Source organism: Herbiconiux sp. (genome assembly GCF_023264855.1).
GTDB lineage: Bacteria > Actinomycetota > Actinomycetes > Actinomycetales > Microbacteriaceae > Herbiconiux.
Window position 1 is genome coordinate 18165 of record NZ_JAHFUW010000024.1, and the last position, 16370, is coordinate 34534.

General features: G+C 69.8%; 11 protein-coding genes. 1 reads left to right on the forward strand and 10 read right to left on the reverse strand.

Annotated elements, in window-relative coordinates; genetic code table 11:
• Positions 1-25 precede the first annotated feature (25 nt).
• The 9 genes from Q0D75_RS11175 to sucC form a co-directional block, all read right to left on the reverse strand.
• Entirely contained in the window at positions 26-1864 is a 1839-nt protein-coding gene (locus Q0D75_RS11175) for an ABC transporter ATP-binding protein (protein WP_291053250.1), read from the reverse strand.
• Positions 1861-3687 (reverse strand): ABC transporter ATP-binding protein, encoded by a 1827-nt coding sequence (locus Q0D75_RS11180; RefSeq protein WP_291053252.1) that lies wholly within the window; start codon positions 3685-3687, stop codon positions 1861-1863. The genes Q0D75_RS11175 and Q0D75_RS11180 overlap by 4 nt, the downstream gene beginning before the upstream one ends.
• A gap of 184 nt (positions 3688-3871) precedes the next feature.
• Positions 3872-5053 carry a dimethylargininase gene (ddaH, locus tag Q0D75_RS11185; RefSeq protein WP_291053255.1) on the reverse strand — a complete coding sequence of 394 codons (1182 nt, stop codon included), beginning with the start codon at positions 5051-5053 and terminating at the stop codon, positions 3872-3874.
• Between the two features lie 69 nt (positions 5054-5122).
• The gene (gene purH, locus Q0D75_RS11190) at positions 5123-6790 is read right to left on the reverse strand and encodes a bifunctional phosphoribosylaminoimidazolecarboxamide formyltransferase/IMP cyclohydrolase (protein ID WP_291053258.1); all 1668 of its coding nucleotides are present in this window, start codon (positions 6788-6790) and stop codon (positions 5123-5125) included.
• Entirely contained in the window at positions 6787-7380 is a 594-nt protein-coding gene (gene purN / locus Q0D75_RS11195; RefSeq protein WP_291053261.1) for a phosphoribosylglycinamide formyltransferase, read from the reverse strand. The genes purH and purN overlap by 4 nt, the downstream gene beginning before the upstream one ends.
• A gap of 2 nt (positions 7381-7382) precedes the next feature.
• Positions 7383-8672: a DUF6350 family protein gene (locus Q0D75_RS11200; protein ID WP_291053262.1), complete on the reverse strand. Its 1290-nt coding sequence runs from the start codon at positions 8670-8672 to the stop codon at positions 7383-7385.
• Positions 8673-8767: 95 nt separating this feature from the next.
• Complete coding sequence (locus Q0D75_RS11205) at positions 8768-9289, reverse strand: hypothetical protein (RefSeq protein ID WP_291053265.1); 522 nt, start codon at positions 9287-9289, stop codon at positions 8768-8770.
• A gap of 253 nt (positions 9290-9542) precedes the next feature.
• On the reverse strand, positions 9543-10430 hold the full coding sequence (sucD, locus tag Q0D75_RS11210) for a succinate--CoA ligase subunit alpha (RefSeq protein WP_291053267.1): 888 nt from the start codon (positions 10428-10430) through the stop codon (positions 9543-9545).
• Between the two features lie 16 nt (positions 10431-10446).
• Positions 10447-11616, reverse strand: a complete 1170-nt coding sequence (gene sucC / locus Q0D75_RS11215) for an ADP-forming succinate--CoA ligase subunit beta (RefSeq protein WP_291053270.1) — start codon at positions 11614-11616, stop codon at positions 10447-10449.
• Between the two features lie 227 nt (positions 11617-11843).
• Between sucC and Q0D75_RS11220 the strand changes: the two genes are divergently transcribed.
• Entirely contained in the window at positions 11844-13847 is a 2004-nt protein-coding gene (locus Q0D75_RS11220; RefSeq protein ID WP_291053273.1) for a hypothetical protein, read from the forward strand.
• An 80-nt stretch (positions 13848-13927) separates the two neighbouring features.
• Here the strand turns inward: Q0D75_RS11220 and Q0D75_RS11225 are convergent, their stop codons facing one another.
• Positions 13928-16366: a UvrD-helicase domain-containing protein gene (locus tag Q0D75_RS11225; RefSeq protein WP_291053276.1), complete on the reverse strand. Its 2439-nt coding sequence runs from the start codon at positions 16364-16366 to the stop codon at positions 13928-13930.
• Between the last annotated feature and the right edge of the window lie 4 nt (positions 16367-16370).

The following is a 16370-nucleotide window of genomic DNA, read 5'->3' on the forward strand; positions in this document are numbered from 1 at the left end:
TCCGTTCCCGCAGCGGGCTCCGGTCTCACACCAGCGATTCCCGCCACGAGGCGTGAAGCTGGGCGAAGCGCCCGGTGCCGCCGATCAGCTCGGCCGGCGATCCGTCTTCGATGATCCGCCCGTGCTCCATCACGAGCACCCGGTCGGCGATCGAGACGGTCGACAGCCGGTGCGCGATGATGACCGCCGTGCGGTCGGCCAACAGGGTCTGCAGCGCATCCTGAACCAGGCGCTCGCTCGGGATGTCGAGCGAGGCCGTGGCCTCGTCGAGGATGAGCACGGCCGGGTTCGCCAGGAACGCCCGCGCGAACGAGATCAGCTGCCGCTGCCCCGCCGACACACGACCGCCTCGCTTGTTCACGTCGGTCTCGTAGCCGTTGGGCAGGCCGCGGATGAACTCGTCCGCCCCGACCGCCCGAGCCGCCTCGATGATCTCGTCGCGACTCGCCTCGGGCTTGCCGATCGCGATGTTGTCGGCCACCGTGCCGGAGAACAGGTACGCCTCCTGGGTCACCATCACGATGGCGCGACGCAGGTCTTTCGGATGCAGGTCCCGCAGATCCACGTCGTCGAGCGTGATGCGCCCGTGGCTCGGGTCGTAGAAGCGCGAGATCAGCTTCGCGAGCGTCGACTTGCCGGCCCCGGTCGACCCGACCAGGGCGATGGTCTGCCCGGCCGGGATCCGCAGGTCGAACGGCGGCAGGATGGGGCGGTCTTCGACGTAGCCGAAGTCGACCGCTTCGAAGGCGACCGCTCCGGATGCCGCCCACAGGTCGACGGGGCGCTCCGGGTCGGGCACGCTCGGCCGCTCCTCGAGCACGCCGGAGATCTTCTCCAGCGCCGCCGTGGCGCTCTGGTAGCCGTTGTAGAACATCGCCATGTCTTCCATGGGGTCGAAGAACCGCCGGGTGTAGAGCACGGCCGCGAGCAGCACGCCGATCTCCATTCCCCCGTCGATCACCCGGAAACCGCCCACGAGCAGCACCACGGCCACCGCGACGTTGCCGATCAGCACCAGCCCGGGGTCGTAGATGCCGAACACCTTGATCACGCGCGCGTTGGTCTCGCGGTGGCCCTCCACCAGGCCACCGAACTCGTCTTCGTTGCGCTTCTCGGTGCGGAACGCCTTCACCGCGCGGATGCCGGTCATCGACTCCACGAACTTCACGATCAGTCGCGCCGAGGCCACTCGGGTGCGCCGGAACAACCGCTGCGAGCGCAGCTGGAACCAGCGCGTGAGCACGGCCAGCGGCACCAGGGCGCCGAGCAGGATGAAGCCCGACTCGACGTCGAGCAGGAACAGCGCCACCGCGGTGAACACCATGTACAGCACGCCCTGCACGAGCTGGTTGATGCCCGAGTCGAGCAGCTCGCGGATGGCGTCGAGGTCGCTGGTCTGGCGCGAGATGATGCGGCCCGAGGTGTAGCTCTCGTGGAACTCGAGGCTGAGGCGCTGCGTGTGCAGGAACACCCGGCGGCGCAGGTCGAACAGGATGGCCTGGCTGATCTGGGCCGAGAGCACGGTGAACCAGGCGATCAGGCCCGCGCCCGTGATGCCGGCGAGCAGGTAGGCCAGTCCCGCGAGCGAGACCGGCATCCAGTCGGCGTTCAGCAGGGCGGGGAGCCCGGTGTCGATGCCGTACGCGATGATCGAGGGGCCCGCCACCTGCGAGATGGTGCTGATGACCACCACGAAGATGCTGAGCGCGAGCTTCACCCGCATCGGGCGGATCAGCGAGCCGAGCAGGCGCAGCGAGCGGGCCCGGATCTGCGCGCTCTCGGCCTTGTTGAGGTCGTCGCGCTCCTCGCCCTCGACGCCCTCGACACCGCGGTCGGCGGCGCCGGGCACGGCGGAGTCGCTCATGAGCGTGCTCCCTTCTGGTCGAGTTCGGTCATCTGCGGCGCCCGCTCGCCCTCCAGGCTGGAGATGACGAAGCGGTAGTGCTCACTCGTGGCGAGCAGCTCGGAGTGGGTGCCCACCGCGGTCACCCGCCCGTTCTCGAGCAGCGCCACCCGGTCGGCGAGCGCGACCGTCGAGGGCCGGTGCGCCACGATCAGCGCCGTGGTGCGGGCCAGCACGCGCCGCAGCGCCGCCTCGACGAGCGCCTCGGTGTCGACGTCGAGCGCCGACAACGGGTCGTCGAGCACCAGGATGCTGGGCCGGGCCGCGATGGCCCGCGCGAGTGCCAGACGTTGCCGCTGCCCACCCGACAGGCTCATCCCCTCTTCGCCGACCTTGGTGTCCAGACCCTGCGGCAGATCGTCGACGAACGAGGCCTGGGCGATGTCGAGCGCCTCGCGCAGCTCGGCCTCCGTGGCATCCGGTCGCCCGAGCAGCACGTTCTCGCGCACCGTCGTGCTGAACAGCGTGGCCTCCTCGAAGGCCATCGCGATGCGGGTGCGCAGATCTGCGCGGCTGAGCGAACGGATGTCGGCGCCGTCGACGCGCACCGCCCCGCCGGTCACGTCGTAGAGCCGCGTGGTGAGGGCCGTGAGCGTCGACTTGCCGGATCCGGTGAGCCCCACCAGTGCCATCGTCTCGCCGGGACGCACGGTGAGTGACACGCCGTCGATGAGATCGGGGAAGGCGGCGGGCGCATCCTGGTACCGGAAGTGCACGTCGTCGAACACCAGCTCGCCGGCGCCGCCCTCGATCGTCACCGGGGCGGCCGGATCGGTGATCGTGTTCTCGGAGTCCATCACCTCGAAGAAGCGCAGGGTCGCGGTCTTCGCATCCAGTGTCATGGCCAAGAAGTACCCCATCGACCAGATCGGGAACAGCAGCACGGTGGCGGTGGCGAAGAACGCCACCAGCTCGCCCACCGACGACTGTCCGGTGGAGGCGAGCCACACGCCCACCACGAGGCACACGCCGAAGGCCAGGTCCGGAATCAGGGTGAGGTAGAGCCAGATGCCGGCGATGGCCTTGGCCTTCTCGATCTCGGTGCCGCGCAGCTGCTCGGCCTGGTTCTCGAAGCGCTTGAGGGCGTAGCGGCCGCGGCCGAAGGCCTTGAGCACGCGGATGCCGTGCACCGACTCCTCCACGCTGGTGGCGAGGTCGCCGGCCTGGTCTTGACTGCGGCGGGCGACGTCGGAGTACTTGCGCTCGAACGAGAAGCCGTAGGCGATCACCGGCACCGCGGCGGCGGCGAAGATGAGCCCGAGCACCCAGTTCAGGGTGACCATGATGATCAGGCCGCCGATCAGGGTCAGCACATTCACGACCAGCAGCACCAGCCCGAACGCCAGCCAGCGGCGGATCAGGTTGAGGTCGCTGACGGCGCGCGAGAGCAGCTGCCCGCTCGGCCAGCGGTCGTGGAAGGAGACCGGCAGGTCTTGCAGGTGCGCGAAGAGCGCGTTGCGCATCCGGGCTTCGACGTGAGTGCCCGGAGTGAGCACGAGGGCGCGCCTCAGTCCGATCAGGATGGCTTCGAGCACGCCGAGACCGAGCACGATGCCGAAGGCGATCCAGAGCTGGGTCACGTCGCCGTCGGCCAGCGGGCCGTCGACCAGCCACCGAAGAACCTGCGGGATGGTGAGGGCCACGGCGCTGGCCAGCAGCGTCACCACCATGGCGAGGTAGATGCGCGGGAGGGCTTTCGCGGCGTACGGGCGCAGGCGCGACAGCGTCGCCACGGTTCCCGCGGTCGTGGTCTCCGCGACGTCCGGCGTCGACACTTCTGGCATTTCCTGTTCCTCACACCTGTGCGCGTGCTCGTGACACGACGCAGCGCTGCGCGCTGATTCCCCGATCCTGGTCGTCGGGGCATGCCGAACCACCCCCGTTTCGGGGCGGATGGCGTCGCGGCAGCCTTACAGACTAAGGGCAGTGCCGGGCAGTCCGCAAGCTCGCCGTGCGCTCAGCAGGGGTTCAGCGCACGCGCACCGAGAGGCAGGTCACGCAGCCCTCGAGCTTCTCGAACTCGGAGATGTCGACCGAGATGACCCGGTAGCCGAGGCCTTCGATCAGGCGTGCCGACTCGGGCGCCGAGGCGGCGACGAGCACGGTGTCGTCGGCGAGCACGAGCACGTGGGCGCCGCTGGGTTCGGGCATCTCGAGGAAGCGGTCGAAGATGAACGGGTCGTCCACGAGCGGCCGGTAGCCGATGACGGTGCCGTCGGGCAGGGCGGTGACGGTGCTCTTCAGATGCAGCGCCTTGGTGACCGGCACGGCGACGACCGAGTAGCCGCGCGGGGCGAGGATCTTGCGCAGCTGCCGGATGCCGTCGGAGTTCGTGCGATCGCCCCGGCCCACGTACACGGTCGTGCCGATCTTCAGCACGTCTCCGCCGTCGAGGGTGCCGGGCTTCTCGATGCGGGTGACCTCGATGCCGAGAGCGGTCACGCCGTCTTCGACCTCGGGGATCTCGTCCACGCGGGTCTCTGCCGCCGGATTGCCGAGCACGGCGAGCGCACCGAACATGACCACGGAGTCTTCGATGAACACCGAGTCGGGCAGGTCGTCGGCCACCGGGATCTCGACCGGAACCCAGCCGGCGCCGGTGAGCGCCGCCACGTAGCTCTCCCACTGATCCTTGGCGAGCTCGAGATCGACCTCGCTCTTGTCGATGTGGGTGACGATGCCGTCGGCGAGCGACGCGGAGGGCCGGCGCACGAGCACGTACTTCTTGCGCAGCACCTCCTGCTCCTCGGTGATGGCGATGCGGCCGTGGATGCGACGGCCCAGGGTGACGGATGCCAGCACCGCGGCCAGCACGAAGATGAGGTTGTTGCCCACGAGCGTGCCGAACAGCGGCGCGATCATGTCGCCGACGCCCACACCGACCGACAGAGCCCCGAGCCCGGTTCCCACGAGCGTGGCGACGACGCCCGACGCCAGCCCGGCGATCAGCGCCGTGTACCAGCGCCGATAGGCCCCCACCAGTCCGAAGATCGCCGAGAACAGGAACAGCAGCAGCGTCGCGTTCAGGAAGTACACGCTGTACACCGTGAACACCTGGGCGTTCTGGGCGTTGGCCACGAAGTACGCCAGGTCGGCCGCCGCGAGGGCGATCACGGCGATGGCGGCCGCAGCGGCCGCCGATGCGGTCACAGACCGAAGCCGGAATTGGGACATAGTGACGACCTTAGAGGATGGCACCTGAGCGGGAGTTGCGGGTGTCTAGTGGAAGAAGTGACGCTCGCCGGTGAAGTACATCGTGGCGCCGGCCGCCTGCGCGGCCTCGATCACCTCGGCGTCCCGCACCGACCCACCGGGCTGCACCACGGCGCGCACGCCCGCGGCCAGCAGCACCTCCAGCCCGTCGGCGAACGGGAAGAACGCATCCGACGCGGCAGCCGAGCCCGCAGCCCGCTCCCCCGCCCGGTTCACGGCGAGGTGGCACGAGTCCACCCGGTTCACCTGTCCCATCCCCACACCGACGGATGCTCCGCCCGAGGCCAGGAGGATGGCGTTCGACTTCACCGAGCGGCACGCCTTCCAGGCGAACACGAGGTCGGCGAAGGTGGCCTCGTCGGCGGCCTCGCCCGAGACCAGCTGCCAGGTCGACGGGTCGAGGTCGGCGAACCCGTCGGGGGTCTGCGCCAGGAAGCCGCCGCTGATCTGACGGAGCTCGACGCCCTCGCGGCCGTAGCCCTCGGGCAGGGTGAGGAGACGCAGGTTCTTCTTCGTCTTCAGCAGTTCGAGCGCCTCGCCCTCGAACGCGGGGGCGATCAGCACCTCGGTGAAGATGTCCTTCACCGTCTCGGCCATCGCGAGCGTCACCGTGCGGTTCGCGGCGATGACGCCGCCGAAGGCCGAGAGCGGGTCGCAGGCGTGCGCCTTGGCGTGCGCGTTCGCGATCGCCAGCGCGTCGGAGAGCCCCGCATCCGCCACGGCGATGCCGCAGGGGTTGGCGTGCTTGATGATGGCGACGGCCGGCTCGGCGAAGTCGTAGGCGGCGCGCACGGCCGCATCCGCGTCGACGTAGTTGTTGTACGACATCTCCTTGCCGTGCAGCTGCACCGACTGGGCGATGCCGTGGCCGCCGGCGGCGGCGTAGATGGCCGCCTGCTGGTGCGAGTTCTCGCCGTAGCGCAGGGATGCGGACTTGGCGACCGTGACGGTGAGCTCGTCGGGGAAACCGGCCTCGGCATCCGTCGACGTGCCCGCCACCGGAGCCTCGGTAGCCTCGGCGGCCGCGAGCGCAGAGCCGCTCCCGCCCAGCTGCTCGGCGAACCAGCCGGCGACGGCGGTGTCGTACGAGGCGGTGTGCGCGAAGGCCTCGGCGGCGAGCCCGCGCCGCACCTCGAGTCCGGTCCCGCCTGCGCCGAGCGCCGCCACCACGTCGGAGTAGCGCGAGGGCGATACCACGATCGCCACGTTCGCGAAGTTCTTCGCCGAGGCCCGCACGAGCGCCGGCCCGCCGATGTCGATCTGCTCGATCACGGCATCCGGAGCCGCGCCCGAGGCGACCGTCTCGCGGAACGGGTAGAGGTTCACCACCACGAGGTCGAAGGGGCGGATGCCCAGCTCCTCGAGCTGGTGCTTGTGCGACTCCAGGCGCAGATCGGCCAGGATGCCGGCGTGCACGCCCGGGTGAAGCGTCTTGACGCGCCCGTCGAGCGACTCGGGGAATCCGGTGACGGAGGAGACCTCGGTGACGGCGACGCCCGCCTCGGCGATGGTCTTGGCGGTCGAGCCGGTCGACACGATCTCGACGCCGGCGGCGGAGAGCGCCTGCACGAGCTCGACCAGCCCGGTCTTGTCGCTGACCGAGATCAGCGCCCGGGTGAGGGGCACCACGTCGCGGTGCGTGTACAGGTTCGGGTCGTGCTGGGGGCCACTCATCGTGCTGCTATCTCCTCGAGATCGACTTCTCCGTGGGCGATGTCGAGCACCGCTGCGACCAGCAGCTCGCGTTCGACGACCTTGATGCGTTCGTGCAGGGCGTGCTCGGTGTCTCCGGGAAGCACCGGCACCGCTTGTTGCACGATGACCGGCCCGGTGTCGACGCCTTCGTCGATCACGTGCACGGTGACTCCGGTGGTGTCGACACCCGCGGCCAGGGCGTCGCGCACCGCGTGCGCTCCCGGGAACGCGGGCAGCAGGGCCGGATGCGTGTTGATGAGTCGGGGCGTGAGCGCCGACACGACGACGGGCGGCAGGATGCGCATGAATCCGGCGCACACCACGAGGTCGGGCGACCAGCGCTCGATCTGCTCGAGAAGCTCGCGCCCCCACTCGTCCCGCGAGGCGAACGCGCTCGGCACGACGGTGAAGGAGGGGATCTCGAACTCCTCGGCGTGGGCCAGGCCCGGGGCGTCGGTGTCGGAGCCGACCGCGATGATCCGCGCGGGATACGCGCCGTCGCGGGAGGCTTCCAGGAGCGCCCGCAGATTCGAGCCTCCCCCGGAGATCAGCACGAGGAGGGAAAGCACCGTCACAGTGTATCCGGCGCGCGGAACGGCTCCGATCCGCCGGTCGCGCCGGCTCCCGCCCGGGATGTCGCGCCCGCCACCAGCCCCAGCAGCATCGGGATCGAGAACTCCACGAACGCCCACAGCCACACCCATCCCGCATCCGGACCCACCTCGGCCAGACGCCCGGGGCCCGCCGCCCCTCCCGACCAGAGCGCCAGCAGGGCCAGGATGCTCGCCCCCACCGCTCCGGCACCGGCGGCCACGAGCACCATCCGTACGATCCGCCCCTGCCCCTCTCGCCCGCGGACATGCCTGAGGAACACCGGCCGAAGCACCGCCGCCGTGGCGAAGCCCACGACCACCGGCACCAGCAGTCCCACGAAGCCGAGCGCCGGCGTGCCCTGCGGCAGCGCTCCGAGCACGGGCAGCGCGGGCACGAGGCCGAGTTGCGTGCCGAGCGGGGAGACCGCCGAGCCGGCGCCGATCGCGAAGCCGGGGCCGACGAACCACGACGCCGTCCAGACGATCATGTTCGGCAGCAGGGCGAGCTGGGCGACGGTGAGCGAGATCCCTCCCACGAGGCCCGCCTGCAGGCTCTCGTAGAGTGACACGATCGACGAGAAGTTGACCACCAGGATGAGCGCCATGGCCATCGCGGAGAGCGCGATCACGCCGGCCGCGGCCAGTGCCCCGGCGCGCAGCACCAGGGCCACGAGACCGCGATCGCCCTCGTCGATCTGATCCAGGCGGGCCCGCCAGCGGCGGCGGATGCCCGAGGAGGGCCCGAGTTCGAGCGCCGGGGCACGCCGGGCCGTCCAGGCCGCACCGACCGCCATCCCGAGGGCGTACACGCCCGCCGGGAACAGGATGCTCTGCAGCACCGAGGGCAGCGCAGCCTCCTCGCGCGCGCTCAGGCACACCAGCAGCGAGAGCACTCCCATGGCGAAGGTGCCGACCACGGCGGCGGTGACGGGATACGTTGTCGCCGTCAGCCGGCGGCCGGCACGCACCCCGAGCAGCACGGTGATCAGGGCGAGTCCGAGCGGTGCGATGCCCACTTCGAACGGCACGCCCGCGCCCTCCAGCGCGAGTCGGAGCGCGAGATCCGGATCGACCGTCAGCAGCAGGTCGACTCCGTTGCCGAGCAGCCAGAGGTCGGCCGAGGCGCGCCAGAAGGCGAGCCAGTCGATGGCCAGGCCGAACTGCGTGGCCCAGAGGATGGTGAGCGGAACGAGCGGGATGCCGACACCGATCGCGACGACGATGACCGCGTCGAGCGCGGCGAGCAGAGCGGTGACTGGGCGATTCATGCTCGGCCGAGCCTACCCTCCGCCGCAGCGACGATCCTGGCGGCACGCAGGGCATCCGGATGCGGCCGGGAGTATCGCCGCGCCCGTGCGCGGCCTCAGTGGAAGGCGGCCTTCAGCAGGATCACGGCGACACCGAGCAATGCGGTCACGAAACCGGCGAACAGGCACGAGTACCAGCGTGCGCCGCGCTCGGCGAAGGCGAGCAGGCCGAGCACGAACAGCAGCACCACGCCGATCAGCAGGGCGAGGTAGTAGGCGAGGGCCTCGGAGACGAGGCCGAGCGCGCCGAGCGCGAGCATGCTGATGGGCAGGACGGCGGCGAGCAGCAGCCCCGCGGAGTGCCGCACCGCGTTCGCGAGCGCCTCGCCGATCGGGATGTCGCGGCCGTCGCGCTTCCCGTGGTTGGCCACGGTGAAGGCGAACACGTGGGCGATCCAGAACACGAAGCTGGTGGCCGCGACGGTGGCGAGCAGGTCGAAGTCGCTCTCGCCGTCTTCCACGATCACGATCAGGGCGCTCGTGATCAACGTCCCGTAGATCGACTCGGGTGTCACCAGCTCATGCCGCAGCCGCCGATACAGCCCCTGCGAAGCCTCACTCCTGGTGTCCGTCGTCACCCCACCATTCTGGCAGCAGAGCGCAGTCGCACCGCACGCACATCATCCGCAATCCAAAGCCAGTAATCCAAAGCCAATGGGATCCGTGATCCATAGCCAACGGGCCGTACTCGACGACCCGAGGTGAGCGTGTGGTCGGAGGATGCGACCGCAGGCCGCGTCCTCCGACCGCGCGCTCACATGTCGCGTCGCGCCGGGCAGGGACCGGCGCGACCTGGGCGCGCCGAGCGTAGCCCGGCGCTCCCAGCAACAATCACAGCGCGGCGTAGACCTCGCGCAGCAGCGCTGCGGTCTCGCTCGGGGTCTTGCCGACGCGCACGCCAGCGGCCTCGAGGGCCTCCTTCTTGGCCTGAGCGGTACCGGCCGAGCCGGAGACGATGGCGCCGGCGTGGCCCATCGTCTTGCCCTCGGGAGCGGTGAAGCCGGCGACGTAGCCGACGACCGGCTTGGTGACGTTAGCCTTGATGAACTCGGCCGCGCGCTCTTCGGCGTCGCCGCCGATCTCGCCGATCATCACGATCGCCTTCGTCTCGGGGTCGGCCTCGAACGCGGCGAGCGCGTCGATGTGGGTGGTGCCCACGATCGGGTCGCCGCCGATGCCGATGGCCGTCGAGAAGCCGAGGTCACGCAGCTCGTACATCATCTGGTAGGTCAGGGTGCCCGACTTCGACACGAGGCCGATCGGGCCCTTGCCGGTGATGTTGTTGGGCGTGATGCCCACCAGCGACTCACCGGGCGTGATGATGCCGGGGCAGTTCGGGCCGATGATGCGGGTCTTGTTGCCCTTGGCCTTGGCGTAGGCCCAGGCCTCGGCCGAGTCCTGCACGGGGATGCCCTCGGTGATGACGACCAGCAGCGGGATCTCGGCGTCGATGGCCTCGATGATCGCGTCCTTCGAGAAGGCGGGGGGCACGAAGGCGATCGACACGTCGGCGCCGGTCTTCTCGATGGCCTCGGCGACCGTGCCGAAGACGGGCAGCTCGACGTCGCCATGTGTGACGGTGGTGCCGGCCTTGCGGGCGTTGACGCCGCCGACGACCTGGGTACCCGCGGCGAGCATCAGGCCGGTGTGCTTGGTGCCCTCACCGCCGGTGATGCCCTGGACGATGACCTTGGAGTCCTTGTTCAGAAAAATCGACATGTCTCTCGTCCTCTACTTACTTCGCCGCGGCGGCGAGCTCGGCGGCCTTGTCGGCGCCGTCGTCCATCGTCAGGGCCAGGGTCACGAGCGGGTGGGCGGCCTTCTCCAGGATGGCGCGCCCCTCCTCGACCTTGTTGCCGTCCAGCCGCACGACCAGCGGCTTGGTGGCGGTGTCGCCGAGCACCTCGAGGGCGCCGACGATGCCGTTCGCCACGGCGTCGCAGGCGGTGATGCCGCCGAAGACGTTGACGAAGACCGACTTCACCTGTGGGTCGCCGAGGATGACGTCGAGGCCGTTGGCCATCACCTGAGCGGATGCTCCGCCGCCGATGTCGAGGAAGTTGGCCGGCTTCACACCGTCGTGCTTCTCACCGGCGTAGGAGACCACGTCGAGCGTCGACATCACGAGCCCGGCACCGTTGCCGATGATGCCGACCTCGCCGTCGAGCTTCACGTAGTTGAGGTCGTTCTTCTTGGCCTTGGCCTCGAGCGGGTCGGCCGCTTCGGCATCTTCGAGCGCCTCGTGGTTCGGGTGGCGGAAGCCGGCGTTCTCGTCGAGCGACACCTTGCCGTCGAGGGCGACGATCTCGCCCTCCTCGGTGAGCACGAGCGGGTTGACCTCGACCAGGGTCGCGTCCTCGCCCTTGTAGACCTCCCACAGCTTCACGAACACGGGAGCGACCTTGTCGACCAGCTCGGCCGGGAACTTCGCGTCCACGGCGATCTGCTTCGCGGTCTCGAGGTCGATGCCCTTGATCGGGTCGACCTCGATGCGGGCGAGGGCCTCGGGGCGCTCGACGGCGAGCTGCTCGATCTCCATGCCGCCCTCGTAGCTGGTGAGCGAGAGGTAGGAGCGGTTGGCGCGGTCCAGCAGCACCGAGAAGTAGAACTCCTCGGCGATCCGGGCGCCGCCGGCGACCATGACGCGCTTGACGACGTGGCCCTTGATGTCGAGGCCGAGGATGGACTGGGCGGCCTCGTAGGCGGCCTCCGGGTTCTTTGCGACCTTCACGCCGCCGGCTTTGCCGCGGCCTCCGACCTTGACCTGGGCCTTCACCACGGTGACGCCGCCGAGCTTCTCGGCCGCTGCTTTCACCTCGTCGGGGGTATCGGCGATGATGCCCGGAAGCACGGGAACCCCGTAGCTTTCAAAGAGGTCTCGGGCCTGGTACTCGAATAGATCCACGCTGGTCTTCCAATCCGCTTTCAACTCGTCGTCCTGCAGGGGATTTCGCAGGGCGTGACTGACGGCGCGACAAAAGGAGTGTCCCCTCCATCGCTCCGGACACCATCTAGCACTCTACCCCCGTGGCGGAGGGCCGCTCGTCGTCCACAGGCGGGGCTCCGGCCGGATCCATCCACAGATCCGCCCTCGACGCGCCGAGCGGCGCGCCTTTCGCCGACGCTGAGGGCATGAAACGACCATTCCTCGTGCTCCTCGCCGCCACCGCCGCCGCGCTCCTGGCGCTGCCCGCCGCCGCTCTCGGCACCGCCCTTCCCGCCTTCGCCGTTCAGGCCGTCGCCCACGGCCAGGGGGTGTTCTGGGCGAAAGACCACACCTCGTGGATCGGGGACTACGCGCTCGACGACGGCCGCTCGGGCTACTGCATCGATGTCGAGAAGCCGCCGCCTACCGGTGCCGGCATCGACTACGCCGACGGCTCGGAGAGCGGATGGTTCTCCGCCGACGACTCCGCGCGCCTCGCCTATCTCTCCCGCCACTGGGGCTCCCCCGGCGATCCGCTCACGGCCGCCGCGGGGCAGCTGGCCACCTGGACGGTGACGGGGCTGGCCGGTCACGACCAGGCGTACTTCGCGCAGCGGGCCAACGCCGATGCCGATCTGGTGCTGGGGGCCGCGAATCACATGCTCGCGTTGGCGAACGGCACGAACGGCGCCTCGCGCGGAGCCTCGGTGGCGATCGCGCTCACGCTCGACGGCGCCTCCGGCAGCGCGCGTCCCGACCTCACGGTCGACTACCTGTCCGGCCCGGTCGTGCTGCCGATCTACTCGTACCCCGGCACGATGACGCTGCACGGCGCCACCTTCGCCAACGGGAGCCGCAGTGCCAAGGTCGCGAACGGCGCGACGGCGTACTTCACAGCCGACCAGAAGGGGGCCACCGAGTCGGTCACCGTCGAGGTCGGTTACCCGAATCTGCCCTACGGAGACGACTTCCGGCTGGGCCGCAACACGGGCGGAAGCCAGAACCTGCTCGTCTCCCAGCCGTACGAGATGGAGGTGCGGGCCTCGGCGACCGCGTCCGGGCCGAGCGCGCTGCCGTTCCGGCCCCGGGTGCAGACGAACACGAGCGCCCAGGTCGCCGAACCCGGGTCGACGCTGACGGACGATCTGCACCTCGAGGTGCACCCCTCCTCGCCGACCGGCGCACAGTGGGGCGTCTACCGCGCGCGTGACGGCTCGATGGATCCGATCCCCGTCGTCATCCAGAGCGTGCTGTACGGCCCGTTCGTCGTGCGGCCCGGCGAGAGCGCCGAGGTGCCGGATGGCGCCCCCGAGGTGTGCCGGGTGGAGCTGACGGTCGAGGGCGGGCCGGGCGACTACCGGTCGAACCCGTGCGTCGTCCCGGCGGCCGGGTACTACGTCTGGACCGACTTGATCGATCCGGTGCGCACTCCGACCGACCGGGGCGGAGGGCGGCTCCAGGGCTGGCGCTCCGCGTTCGGCGTGGCCTCGGAGACGACCGTCGTACCGGCTGCTCCGCGCATCGAGACCGTCGCCTCCGCACACGATCTGAGTGCTGCGGGCTGCGTGTCCGACTCGCTGTCGGTCAGCGGCTTCCCCACCGGGGCGCCCGGCATCACCGTCGTCTCCACTCTGCTCGGCCCGCTGCCGGAGGCCCCCACTCCCGAGAGCATCCCGTCGGGCTGGGAGAGCTTCCCGGTCGCCGGCCGGGTGAGCACGCTCGTCGACCACGACGGCATCCATCACAGCGACTGTGTCCCCGTGCGCGAACCGGGCCACTACTACTTCGTGTACTCCTCCCGGGGCAGCGGCCCCACCGTGCCGAAGGTCGCCGCCGGTTCGGCGGCTGACGACCACGGCGAGGCCGGAACAGTGGCGGAGCCGGAAGCCGGCGCCTCGCTCGTGGCACTCGCGCTGATCCCGCCGTTCTCCGACGCGGTGGTGCACGACGCGGAGTCGGTGTCCCTCACCGCGCCGACGCCGCCGACGTCGACTCCCCCGCCGCCGGCGCCCCCGACGAGCACGCCGCCGACCCCTACGGCCTCGCCGATGCCGCCCTCGCCGCCCGCCGGCAGCACGCCGGCTCCGGTCGCCGCTCTGGCGAGCACCGGCCGCAGCATCGGCCCATCGGCCCTCGCCACCGCGTGGTCGGTGCTGGGGGTCATCGCCGGGCTCGCCGGCCTCGGTCTCACCGCCAGACGCTGGCGCTGAGGATGACAGCTCGCCGGTTTGCGAGTTCGGGCTCTATTTCCGCAGGAATAGAGCCCGAACTCGCAAGTCGACCGGGTCGGTCAGACCTTCTCGATCGGGGCGATCTTGATCAGCAGCTTCTTGGGCCCGGCGGCGTCGAACTGCACGTGGGCCACCCGCTTCGAGCCTTCGCCTGTGACCTGGTTCACCCGCCCCTCGCCGAAGTCGACGTGCTTGATGCGGTCACCGGGCTGCAGCTCGAGGTCGCCGTTGTCGCGCACCTGCCCGGTGACCCGGTTCGCCCACTCGGTCTTGGGGCGGGGCGGTGCAGGGGGCAGGCCGAAGTTCGAGTCGCTGTTCCAGCGCGAACCGCCTCCGGATCGGCCGCCGTACGAGCCGCCGCGCGAGGCGTTGAGCGCACGCGGCTCCGAGCCACCGCGCGAGGTCGCCATCCCGGGCGACTGGATCCAGTCCATCAGCTCGGCGGGAATCTCCTGCAGATACCGGCTCGGCATCGCCACGGCGGTCTCGCCGAACTGCGCCCGGGTCATCGCGAGCGAGATGTACAGCCTCTTGCGCGCGCGGGTGATGCCCACGTAGAACAACCGGCGCTCCTCGGCCGGCCCACCGGGTTCGCCCGCCGACATCCGGTGCGGCAGCAGGTCTTCTTCCACCCCGGTCAGGAACACGGCGTCGTACTCCAGGCCCTTGGCCGTGTGCAGCGTCATCAGCGAGACCGTGCCGCTGGTGTCGTCGAGGTCGTCGACCGCGGCCACCAGCGAGACCTCTGTGAGGAAGTCGATCAACGTGCCGTCGGGATTGTTGCGGTTGAACTCCTTGGTGACGGCCAGAAGCTCTTCCACGTTCTCGGCGCGGGCCTCGTCTTGCGGATCGCGGCTGGCCCGCAGCGCAGTCACGTACCCGCTCTTCTCCATCAGCAGCGTCAGCACCTCGCTCACCGGGGCTTCTCCCCCGGTGCGCTCCGGATCGAGCAGCTCGGTCGCCTCGTCGAGCAGAGCCGCGAGCTGCAGGATGGCGCCGGTCACCTTGGGGCCGAGCGAGAGCTCGGTCGCCCGGCGCATCGACTCGCGGTAGCTGACCTCCTCGCGCTCGGCGAACGAGGCGAGCGCGGTCTCGGTGGCCGGCCCGATGCCGCGCTTGGGGGTGTTCAGGATGCGCCGCAGCGCCAGCCCGTCGAACGGGTTCGCCACCGCGGTGAGGTAGGCCATCACGTCTTTGATCTCGGCGCGCTCGTAGAACTTCGTGCCGCCCAGCACCCGGTACGGCAGCGCCGAGCGGATGAAGATCTCTTCCAGCGCTCTGGTCTGCGAGTTGGTGCGGTAGAACACGGCGATCTGGTTGTACGCCATGCCCTCCTCGTGCAGCTTCTGGATCTGGTCGGCCACGAACTGCGCCTCGTCGTGCCCCGAGTAGCCCGTGAAGCCGATGATCTTCTCGCCGTCGCCCACGGCCGTCCAGAGCTTCTTGTCTTTGCGGTCGAAGTTGTTCGAGATGACCGCGTTGGCCGCGGAGAGGATGTTCTGCGTGGAGCGGTAGTTCTGCTCGAGCAGCACCACCGTGGCGCCCGGGAAGTCGCGCTCGAACTCCACGATGTTGCGGATGTCGGCGCCGCGGAAGGCGTAGATCGACTGGTCGGAGTCGCCCACCACGGTGAGCGAGGCCCCTCCGCCGGCGAACGCGGCCATGCCGGAGAGCTCGTTCGACTGGGGCGGGCGGGTGAGCTCGCGGATGAGGGCGTACTGGGCGTGGTTGGTGTCTTGGTACTCGTCCACGAGGATGTGCCGGAACCGGCGCTGGTACTTCTCCGCCACCTGCGGGAAGGCCCGGAACAAGAACACCGTCTGGCTGATCAGATCGTCGAAGTCGAAGGCGTTCGCGTCGCGGAGCGCCCGCGTGTACGCGCGGAACATCTCGACGAAGATCGCATCCTGCGGGTCGGAGAAGTTCGCCTGCCGGGCGTAGCTGTCGGCATCCGAGAGCTCGTTCTTGAGCTTGGAGATCTTGCCCTGCACCGAGGAGACGGTGAAGCCGAAGGTGTCGGCCTGCAGGTCTTTGATGATGCGTTTGATCAGAGCCCGCGAATCGGCCGAGTCGTAGATCGTGAAGCTCTTGGTGAACCCGAAGTTCTCGGCCTCGCGGCGCAGGATGCGCACGCACGCGGAGTGGAAGGTCGAGATCCACATCCCCTCGGCCACGCCCCCGAGCAGGGCCCCGACGCGCTCGCGCATCTCGGCGGCGGCCTTGTTCGTGAACGTGATGGCGAGGATCTGGCTCGGCCAGGCCTCGCCGCCCTTGATCAGGCTCGCGATGCGGTGGGTGAGCACGCGCGTCTTCCCACTGCCGGCACCGGCCACGATGAGCAGTGCCGGCCCGCGGTAGACCACGGCTTCGCGCTGCTCCGGGTTCAGCCCGTCGAGCAGTTCGTCTTCGACACCGTCAGGGCCGGTGCCGGTGCCGGAGCCGGGGCCGCCGACCACGATGGGACGGACGCTGGGTGTCGATTCGGTGGTTTCGCTCATGCTG